The 9,389-nt window shown below is 62.7% G+C and carries 10 protein-coding genes and 1 tRNA gene; 9 read left to right on the forward strand and 2 right to left on the reverse strand.

Translation table 11 applies throughout. From position 1 onward, the window contains the following. Positions 1-518: 518 nt before the first annotated feature. The 4 genes from ACFC25_RS22440 (at position 519) to ACFC25_RS22455 (ending at position 2,561) form a co-directional block, all read left to right on the forward strand. Positions 519-938: a DUF3052 domain-containing protein gene (locus tag ACFC25_RS22440; RefSeq protein WP_337349229.1), complete on the forward strand. Its 420-nt coding sequence runs from the start codon at positions 519-521 to the stop codon at positions 936-938. Further along, positions 935-1,453, forward strand: coding sequence for a peroxiredoxin (locus ACFC25_RS22445; RefSeq protein WP_376049261.1), 519 nt, complete (start codon positions 935-937; stop codon positions 1,451-1,453). Before ACFC25_RS22440 ends, ACFC25_RS22445 begins: the two co-directional genes overlap by 4 nt. 6 nt (positions 1,454-1,459) lie before the next feature. Continuing rightward, entirely contained in the window at positions 1,460-2,380 is a 921-nt protein-coding gene (locus ACFC25_RS22450; protein WP_376049264.1) for an NAD-dependent protein deacetylase, read from the forward strand. A 105-nt stretch (positions 2,381-2,485) separates the two neighbouring features. Next, positions 2,486-2,561: transfer RNA gene (locus tag ACFC25_RS22455), tRNA-Val, on the forward strand. Between the two features lie 80 nt (positions 2,562-2,641). Here ACFC25_RS22455 and ACFC25_RS22460 read toward each other — a convergent pair. Then, positions 2,642-3,925 carry a hypothetical protein gene (locus ACFC25_RS22460; protein WP_376049267.1) on the reverse strand — a complete coding sequence of 428 codons (1,284 nt, stop codon included), beginning with the start codon at positions 3,923-3,925 and terminating at the stop codon, positions 2,642-2,644. A 184-nt stretch (positions 3,926-4,109) separates the two neighbouring features. Here ACFC25_RS22460 and ACFC25_RS22465 point away from each other — a divergent pair, with 184 nt between their 5' ends. From ACFC25_RS22465 to ACFC25_RS22475, 3 genes are all read left to right on the forward strand, one after another. After that, positions 4,110-4,400 carry a hypothetical protein gene (locus ACFC25_RS22465; RefSeq protein ID WP_376049269.1) on the forward strand — a complete coding sequence of 97 codons (291 nt, stop codon included), beginning with the start codon at positions 4,110-4,112 and terminating at the stop codon, positions 4,398-4,400. A gap of 252 nt (positions 4,401-4,652) precedes the next feature. Next, a complete protein-coding gene (locus ACFC25_RS22470; RefSeq protein ID WP_376049272.1) occupies positions 4,653-5,450 on the forward strand; it encodes an IclR family transcriptional regulator in 798 nt (265 codons plus the stop codon). Between the two features lie 166 nt (positions 5,451-5,616). Then, a complete protein-coding gene (locus ACFC25_RS22475; protein ID WP_337352768.1) occupies positions 5,617-6,966 on the forward strand; it encodes an MFS transporter in 1,350 nt (449 codons plus the stop codon). 232 nt (positions 6,967-7,198) lie between these two features. On the opposite strand, the gene ACFC25_RS22480 is transcribed toward ACFC25_RS22475, so the two are convergent. Continuing rightward, entirely contained in the window at positions 7,199-8,263 is a 1,065-nt protein-coding gene (locus ACFC25_RS22480) for a D-2-hydroxyacid dehydrogenase (RefSeq protein ID WP_376049276.1), read from the reverse strand. Between the two features lie 70 nt (positions 8,264-8,333). Between ACFC25_RS22480 and ACFC25_RS22485 the strand changes: the two genes are divergently transcribed. Next, on the forward strand, positions 8,334-9,263 hold the full coding sequence (locus ACFC25_RS22485) for an NAD(P)-dependent oxidoreductase (protein WP_376049279.1): 930 nt from the start codon (positions 8,334-8,336) through the stop codon (positions 9,261-9,263). Further along, the coding region (locus ACFC25_RS22490) for an SDR family NAD(P)-dependent oxidoreductase (RefSeq protein WP_376049282.1) at positions 9,260-9,389 on the forward strand (130 nt) is incomplete at its 3' end. The genes ACFC25_RS22485 and ACFC25_RS22490, both read left to right, overlap by 4 nt.

Raw genomic sequence — 9,389 nt, forward strand, 5'->3', positions numbered from 1 at the left:
TCAACCCACTCGGCGGTCTCTTCCGGATCACGATCAGGCAGCTGGTTAGTCAACCCGCTGAGGATATGGGAGGTATCTTCTCCTGCAGCCACGTCCAACCTCTCTTTGCGCGCATTCATCGGCGCTCCCAGGCCGGGCAGGGTGGCTGTCCGGCGTGAGGGCGACGTGTGCGACGTATCGGTTACAACAGCCCGGTCATGTGCGCCGGGCAGGGTCCTACCACGCCTATGTCTGCATAGAGTTCCAGGGCGGTCGCCCCGCAGGCATAGTTGTCACCGATCACTCTAGCTCTGACTTCAACACGATGCGTAGCCGCGCCTTCGGCACCGGTCTTGTATTTCGCGGTCATACTGGTTGTGTGACGAAAAGCCGCTGCGATGCGGGTTGGCCGTGCCGGATGTGACGCAGAATATGGCGGATCGCGGTACGGGCAGCTTGAAGCGCAGGCACAAAGGGTGTTGGCTTGGAGTAATGGAAATCACTATGCGCACTGCATGTATAAGGCATTGGAGGAACACGTGAGCGAGGCCGACGCCGCCACTTCGGTAAATGTGGCGGAAAAATTGGGTTTCAAAAACGGGGATCTGATTCAGGAGTTCGGTTACGACGACGACGTCGATTTCGACTTACGTGACGATATAGAGGACCTGACCGGGTCCGAGCTCCTGGACGAGGACGACCACGATGTCGTTGACGCTGTCATCTTCTGGTGGCGGGACGGCGACGGTGACCTGGTCGATACACTCATGGATTCGCTGACCACCCTGAGCGAGAACGGCGTTGTCTGGGTGTTGACTCCCAAGTCCGGGCGGCCGGGTTACGTCTCTCCTGCCGAAATCCAGGAAGCCGCACCCACCGCCGGGCTGCACCTGACCACCTCCGCCGGTGTATCCAAGGACTGGAGTGCAACCCGGTTGGTGAGCAGGAAGAATAAGTGAGCCCAGGACTTGCCGTTGACGGCCTGACCCTCCCGGCGAGCGTGGAAACTACGGTACCCGCCGTCGGTGAGGCCGCCCCGGACTTCGAGCTCACCAATCAGTTTGGTGAGCCTGTCCGGCTCTCATCCTTCCGCGGCCAGAACGTTGTCCTGGTCTTTTATCCTTTCGCATTTTCCGGTATCTGCACCGGTGAACTCTGCGAAATCCGCGACAACCTCGCTGTTTTCGAAGACGCCAAAGCCGCTGTCCTGGCCGTCTCAGTGGACAGCAAATTTAGCCTGCGGGCGTATGCGGAGCAGGAAGGCTACAGCTTCGACTTGCTTGCGGATTTCTGGCCCCACGGTTCTGTGGCCAGCGATTACGGCGTTTTTGACGCCGAGAGTGGGATGGCGCGGCGCGGGACCTTCATCATTGATCGGGCCGGCATCGTCCGCTACGTGGTGGTGAATCCCCGCGGCCAGGCCCGCGACCTTTCTGCATACCGTGATGCCCTGGCAGGTCTGGACCAGGCCTGAGCCCGGATGGATCAGCGCAGGCACGGCGTAGGGCTCACCGGTTTCGCTAGCCTGCCCACTGCACGCCCCGCCGTTCTGGCTGACGCTGATCTCGAAGTCCTCCGCAGGGTCCGCGCCCTGCTTGCCGGCAAGCGCATTGCGCTCCTCACCGGTGCCGGGCTGAGCACTGATTCGGGGATTCCTGACTACCGCGGTCCGGATTCAGCGCCGCGGTCACCCATGACGTACCAGGAATTTGTGGGGGACCCGGCTAACCGCCAACGCTACTGGGCCCGTAACCACATCGGGTGGTCGCACCTTCGGCATGCCGATCCCAACGCAGGCCACCGGGCGGCAGCAGAGCTTGAGCGCCGCGGCCTTCTCACCGGCCTCATCACCCAGAACGTGGACCGCCTGCATGAGGAAGCTGGCAGCTTCAACGTGGTGGACCTTCACGGCCGTTTCGACCAAGTCGTCTGCCTGGAGTGCCGCCGCATCTTTTCGCGGCGCCTGCTCGCCGGAATGCTGGAGGAACTCAACCCAGGTTTCTTGGAAAAAGCCAGCGCCTCCGGTCTGGTGGAGATGGCCCCGGACGCCGACTCGACCGTTGAGGACCAGACGCTGATTGGAAGCTTTGTTGTGGCAGTCTGCCCTGCGTGCGGCGGCACCCTTAAGCCTGACTTTGTGTATTTTGGCGAAAACGTTCCAAAAGACCGTGTAACACGGTCGTACTCGATCGTGGACGAAGCGGATGCGTTATTGGTGGCGGGATCTTCCCTGACGGTGATGAGCGGATTGAGATTCGTCAGGCACGCAGCAAACGACGGAAAACCCGTCGTCATCATCAATCGGGGAGCCACCCGCGGGGACGACCGCGCCACCATCAAACTGCATGCAGGGGTCAGTGAATCCCTGGCCTGGCTGGCTGTGGAATTGCCGTCACTGTGAGGGCATTGCGCCCCCTTATGGGGGGCCGATTGGCTTTTGACGTGGCGAGTCAGGTAGAGTCTATGTTCGTTGGTTGAAGCGCTGCGGCGCGGAAATCATCCTTTTGGGTCTTTAGCTCAGCTGGTAGAGCGCCACGTTTACACCGTGGATGTCATCGGTTCGATCCCGGTAGGACCCACCAAACAAAAACCCCGTTGCTCCGGCCTCCTCGGCCGCGAACAACGGGGTTTTGTTGTGTCCGGGAATCTCACTCCCGGGCTGTCACCTAAGCCTTGCGCACATGATGGGGACGCCTTCGACTGCCCAGCCCTCCGGAGCGACGTGGACGGGCCGTGTTTCACTGTCGGCTGCGCCTTCGCAGGCCTCCTTCGCCGCCTGTACGCCGTCGGACCAGGACGGGCCCGCTTCACGCGCTACCTGGGTGGGGAAGTACGAAACAGCGAGCAAGACAGCCAACACTGCTCCGACCGCTGCGGCCGCTGGCACCGACTTTCTTACCACGGATTCGGCGAGCAGGGGGACCAGCGCCAGGATAAACATCGAGGGGACCGCCGAGTAACGGGACAGTGTGAACTGCGCCCATTCAGTGTCTGTCAGTTGCGAGTAGTGGAATTCGCCACCCGGGTTGGCGACAAGGCATGCCGTCCAGATGCCCAAAGATGCGGCCAGGAAAACCAGCGCCACCAGGCGGTTCTGTTGGGAAGCCGTGGTCAGCAGATAGGCCGCAAGCGCGACTATGGGAACGCTGGCCACCACCACCGGGGCCCAGCCGAAATTGAGGATGTTCAGGCCCATGTTCCGGGAGGCGCCGTAAACGACCACGCCGGTAATGTTGACGAACCATCCGATGAGCACAGATCCCATGTCAATGAACTCGCCCTTTTGCTCACTGCGAGGGTAGGCGAACACGGTGAAGATTTGGCAGGCGGCGCCTGCGATGAGCCCTGCCCGGGCGGGCCAATAGGCTTTGTTCCTGACTCGGAAAAGAACCAGCGGCAGGAAGACGACCGAAATCACCTCGGTGATTGCCGAGAGGCCTGCCACCGCAAAGAGCAGGAAGCCCGATGCTTTGTTCTCCGCTGGCTTGAACAGCAGCCACGGCATGAGCCATAGCAGATACCAATGCAAGTTGGCGGTGTTGCCTAGGATCTCGTAAGGAGCGACGCTGACCATGACCGGTATGGCCGCCCAGGCAGCCCGCAACCAGACCTTATCCGTGAGGGCCCCGGCGCAGTAGTAGGTCAGGAAAGCAACCAGCCCCACGACGAGGGACGATGCGAACGCCAACGCAACCGCGAAGTCCTTCAGTGCCACAAAATGGACCACCAGTTCCGCAATGGTTCTTGGGAGAACATGCAGGTATCCCTCGTATGGGGCAAAGAGGGCCGCCGGACCGCCTCCGGAGAAGGCTTGGCCGATGAAGATGGGGCCATCTTCAGCCCAGACTGTTGCCGACGCAGCGGCGGGCAGCCGCAGGAAGGCCACGAATGTTGTGATTGTCAGTGCCACGACGGCCATGGCTGCCCGGCTGGCGAATACCCGCAATGCTTTGTCTCCTGGTTTGTGCTTGCAACGGAGTCAAAGCCCGCCTGTCCGGGGCCGGCTCCAGCCGGTCTGCCCAGGCTTCAATATAGCCCAGAACCATGTCTGGAACCCGAAGTGGCGGTGTGCGGCCAACATCGCGGAAGACTGTCCGTTGATTGTCGGACCTCCGCTATAGCGTGCGGGTATGGAACATGTGGTGCCCAAGACAACTGCAAGCGGAAACCCCGCAACGGTGATCTGCGGGGGCAGGCAGTGGGCCGTCAGCGCAGCACCTGTCCGATGGTTCGAACGTGTCAGCTGGTGGGAAGGCCAGCGACGAATGCCACGCGGAATCAGCCGCGTGGATGTGGAGGTGCTGCAGGTCCTGGTGCGGTTGGGGAACAATCCCCACTCGGCATTGACTACCATGACGCCGGTCCGGGATGGGCTTGGCGGCAGTTGGAGGCTCCGGGAGTCCGTTGCGGACGCGGCCTGATGGAAAAGCCGACCGGGCATTGGAAAACCCTCCACCGCGACTATTGGGGGATGCCGCGGTGGAGGGTCTGAGATGAATATACCGTGAACTCCCGGAAACAAAAAATGTCACGCAGGTACTACGCAAAGTTTTTCGAAGGCGTGTCATAAAGGCCCCTCCAGCGTGGGCTCCCAGCCATTATGATGGTTGGTGTTCAGTGGAATGAACAGCTGGACGATGACAACGCATTGGCGCGCCAACCGAAGGAGAATCATGGCCGATTCCCGCACACCCCGATCCTCCGAGGGCCTCGGAAGCGCTTCGCCGGCGCCGGCTGTCACCCGAGCGGCGGCTGTCTTGGAGGCTCTTGCGGCGTCCCCTGCAGGAAAGTTGACCCTGAGCGATCTTGCCCGTGAGCTGGGCATCCCTAAGTCATCGACTTCCAACCTGCTCCTTGCCCTCGAAGAAGCGCGGCTTATCGGCCGCCAGGGTGCGGAGTTCACGCTTGGCCGGAAGTTGGTGGAACTTGGTGCCGCCTATCTCAGCAGGCTGGACGAAGTGCAGGAGTTCTACCGGTATTGCGAGCAGGCGCCCACACTTTCCGGCGAGACGGTCCGCATTGCCATGCTGGACGGGACCAATGTCATCTATCTCGCACGTTACGAGGGCCATCCAGCGGTAAGGCTCACCTCCAACATCGGCGACAAAATGCCGGTTTCCCTGTGTGCCGTGGGCAAGGTGCTGATCGCCCGGCTTCACGATCACGACATTGAAGTCATGTTCCCGGACGATCTCGAGCTTCCGGTCATGACGCCAAAGTCCCTGCGTACGGGAGCGCAGCTAAAGGCGCAGCTGGAGACGATCCGTGATCAGGGCTACGCCTTCGAAGATGAGGAATCAACCACCGGAGTGGTCTGCCTTGCTGTGGCCGTGCCGACCCACGGTGCGCACGGCCCCAGCCTGGGGCTCTCCGTCACGGCCCTGAAGGCCACGTACTCCGCGGAACAGGGTGACCAGATGGTCAAAGAGCTTCGGGAGCTCGCCCATTCCCTCGGCAACCCCATGGGCTGAGACGCCAATCCAGGGGCCCTGACCGAAGCAATCGAACAATTTCACGGCAGACTCTTGCCGCTTGTTCAACTTGCTGTACTCTGTTCAATATAGTGATCTGCACAACAGGTGCTGTCGCTTACCCACCAGGCCAACGGGGGCCTGGCGTGTTTTTGAGGGAGTTCCAGTGACAACTCGTACTAAATCACCGCTAGCTGAAGCGGACGGCGCCGTCGTCGATCCGGAGCAGCTGCGAAGGGCAACTCTTGCCAGTTCCGTGGGTTCCGCCCTGGAGTACTACGACTTTTACATCTACGGCCTGGCCTCGGCCCTGATTTTCGGCCCTCTGTTCTTCTCCCCGCTGGGCGAGAGCGGCGCGGTCATCGCCTCCTTCGCGACCTACGGCGTTGGGTTCGCTGCCCGGCCGTTCGGCGGCGTTATCTTCGGCTACATCGGGGACCGTTTCGGCCGCAAAATGGTCCTGATCCTCACCATCGGGCTGATGGGCATGGCCAGCTTCGCCATCGGCCTGCTGCCCACGTTCGAGCAGGCCGGGATGGTGGGAGCAGTGCTCCTGGTGGCCCTCCGGATCCTCCAAGGGTTGGGCGCCGGTGCCGAACAGGCCGGAGCCACCACCCTGATCTCGGAAGTGGCACCGCGCCGCCGTCGCGGTTTCTTCGCCTCCCTCCCTTTCGTTGGCATCCAGCTCGGTACCCTCCTGGGTGCCGGTACGTTCGCCCTGATGGCCCTGGCCGACAAGGCTGTCCTGCAGGGGTGGCTGTGGCGGGTTCCGTTCCTGGCCAGCGTCATCCTGATCGTCATCGCTGTGTTCATCCGGCTGCGTCTGAAGGAGACTCCGGTCTTCCAGGAACTCGAAAAGCACAAGGCCGTGGTCAAGAACCCGGTGGGCCAGATCTGGAAGCACTCCAAGAAGAACGTCCTGATCGGCATTGGCCTGCGTATGGGCGAAAACGGAAACTCTTCCATCTACTCCGCACTCCTGGTCTCCTTCATCAGCATGCCCGCCGGAATCTTCGCTGGCGACAAGTTCATCGGCCCCACGGGCCTCCTCATCGCCGCCGGGTTCGCCGCGGTTATGGTGGTCACGTTCGGCGCTCTGTCCGACCGCTTCGGTCGCGTCCCTGTCTACCGCTACGGCGCCCTGTTCCAGGCCATCATCGCCCTGCCGGCCTTCTACCTGGTCACCCTTGGCAATGTCACGCTGGTCTGGGTGGTCATGGTGGTGGGCATCTCCCTGGGTGTACAGTCCATGCTCGGGCCCCAGTGCGCCCTCCTGCCGGAACTCTTCGGATCCCAGCACCGCTTCACCGGTGTGGCACTGAGCCGCGAACTCTCCGCTGTCCTCGCCGGCGGCTTCGCACCCATGATCGGCGTGGCCCTCCTGGCTGCCACGGGCCACTCCTGGCTGGTCCCCGCGATCTACTCCCTGGTCCTGGCGCTGATCTCCTTCGGGACAACGTTCTTCACGCCGGAAACCAACGGCCGTGACCTGGTCCTCGTTGAGGATGCCAGCTAGCTCACGTGTTCCATGGAAGGTGGCCTCCCCGGCAACGGGGAGGCCACCTTTCGGCGTTAAGAGCGTGAAAGGAGTTTGCTGCCCAGGTCACCAGCCGCGATCGTCCTGCGGTGCCGCCGGTTCCGCAGACACAAAGAGCCCCTGCCGGGATTCCTGTTTCCAGGATCCGGGGCAGGGGCTCTGACGTGCCGGCCTCTTGGGCGGACCAGCAGTGCGGACCGGCAGTGGCGGATCAGTAGAAGTGGACGGTGTCCACAAGGTGGGGCAGGTCGCCGCCGTCGAGGAACGTGCGCAGGTTGCTGGCGAAACGCTCCGCGATCAGGCGGTTTTCCGCGGCGCTGAGTGCCGATGTGTGGGGCGAGACCATAACCCTGGGGTGGTGCCAGAGTGGGCTCTCCTGGGGCAGCGGTTCGACGGCGAAGACGTCCAGGCAGGCGTACGACACTTGGCCGTTGTCCAGTGCTTCCAGCAGGGCTTCCTCGTCCACCACCGTGCCACGGCCGACGTTTACGAAGACCGTCCCGGGCTTCATGGCCGAAAAGACCTCACGGCAGAAGAGCCCTTCTGTATAAGGGGTCCCCGGGAGGGTATTAACCACGGCGTCCGCAGTGGCCAGCAATCCCGCAAGTCCGTCATTGTCCGAAACCTGTTCGATTCCCTCGATCGGCTCCACTGTGCGCTTGGTGCCGCTGACCTTCATGCCCAGTGCCCGGGCGATCCGGGCTGTTTCCAGTCCGATCTCTCCCAATCCGGCAACCACCAGGGTTGATCCGCTGACCAGCCGGGTGGGGGTGCGCAGCTCAGGCCATACTTTGGCGGCCTGGTCCTGCGCGAGTTCGGCGCTGCGCTTGAAACCGTTGAGGATTCCCATCGCAGCAAATTCCGCCAGCGGCAGGGCGTGCACGCCGGCGGACGTGGTCACCTTGAACTTCCGCAGGGTCGCCTGGTCCAGCCCGGAGGCCTTCACCGCTCCGCCGGCTCCGGCCGCCATGCAGTGGACCCACTGGAGGTGCGGATTCTCGCGGGCGATCCTCGCGAGGCCCGCCGGACTCTCATTGGGGAGCCCGTACAGCACCTGGGCCTGGTTGAGCATGGACCAGTATCGCTCCTCCTGCTCAGCCGTGCGGCTGAAAGCGGGATCACCGGAGTGGTCCGCCGGAAAGCGCTCCGGCGGCAGCAGGTCGGGATGGTAGAGGACGGTAACGGAGGGGTCTACGGCGCGGAGGCGGTCCACGAGCTCAGCTTCGAGCGGGACGGCGATGGCGACGATGGTTTCAGACGTCATAGTGTTCATCATACTGAATGGAGGATAGGATATTGGACAGATTTCTTTTCATTAACCACGAAGATGTGAGGAAGTAGCGGACGTGGAAGACAGAAGCGCGGGCTTTGTGGGCCTGGGGCTCATGGGCAAACCCATGGCAGCCAATCTCCTGCGAAGCGGATGGGACCTGACGCTATGGAACCGGTCGGCCGGCGCCGTTGCGGCGCTGGAGCAGTTAGGCGGACGGCCGGCGCACGACGTCGCCGACATGCGCGACCTGCCGGTGATCGTCTTTATGCTGCCGGACCTGTCCTTCATCGAAGAGGCCGCTGCCGGACTACTGGAGAGCTGGCGCGATTCGCCACCACGGGCCGGCACCAACGTTGTGGTCATGAGCAGCGTCTCGCCCTCCGGTGTGCAGAACTTCGGCCTAGAGGTGCAGCGGGCCAGCCAGGGGAATGCGGCCGTGCTGGATGCCCCTGTCAGTGGCGGAACAGCCGGGGCCGCGGACGGCACGCTTGCCATCATGGCCGGCGGCGCGGATGCTGACTTCCGCAGGCTGGAGCCGTTCTTCGGTGCCATGGGAACCACAGTGCGGCACATGGGAGCGTTGGGGGCAGGATCGGTCGCCAAAGCGTGCAACCAGTTGATTGTGGGAACAACGACGGCGGCGCTCGCCGAAGCCGCGGAACTGGCCGAACGCTCGGGCATGGACGTTGAATCGCTCTTCGAGGTGCTGTCCGGCGGTCTCGCGGCCAGCAGGGTCCTCGACGTTGTCGGCCCGCGGCTTGTCCGCAAGGACTACACGCCCAGCGGCCCGGCCAAATTCATGCACAAGGACCTCTCTTTTGTGCTCGAGTCAGCCCGGGCCGCCGGTGCTGCTGTGCCCATGGCGACTGCCGGCGTCGAACTTTACGCCGAACTCAAACGCCAGGGCCTCGGCGACCAGGACCTTGCGGTAGTACGGCAGGTCATTTCACAACTCAGCGACGCAGCAGCGGACAGCGCAATGAAAGGGACAGTTTCAGCATGAGTGGACTTTTTGACCTGTCGGGGCGGGTTGGTTTGGTGACGGGTTCGAGCCGGGGGATTGGTAATGCGCTGGCGCGGGCGTTGGCCGACGCCGGTGCCACCGTGGTGCTGAACGGGATCAATGCCG

The organism is Pseudarthrobacter sp. NPDC055928 (assembly GCF_042270935.1).
Classification (GTDB): Bacteria; Actinomycetota; Actinomycetes; order Actinomycetales; family Micrococcaceae; genus Arthrobacter.

Bases quoted from the DNA above. Each gene is read 5' to 3' on its own strand.
- ACFC25_RS22450 (WP_376049264.1), top strand. From the start codon at position 1,460: ATGGATCAGCGCAGGCACGGCGTAGGGCTCACCGGTTTCGCTAGCCTG.
- ACFC25_RS22465 (WP_376049269.1), top strand. From the start codon at position 4,110: ATGGAACATGTGGTGCCCAAGACAACTGCAAGCGGAAACCCCGCAACG.
- ACFC25_RS22470 (WP_376049272.1), top strand. From the start codon at position 4,653: ATGGCCGATTCCCGCACACCCCGATCCTCCGAGGGCCTCGGAAGCGCT.
- ACFC25_RS22480 (WP_376049276.1), bottom strand. From the start codon at position 8,263: ATGATGAACACTATGACGTCTGAAACCATCGTCGCCATCGCCGTCCCG.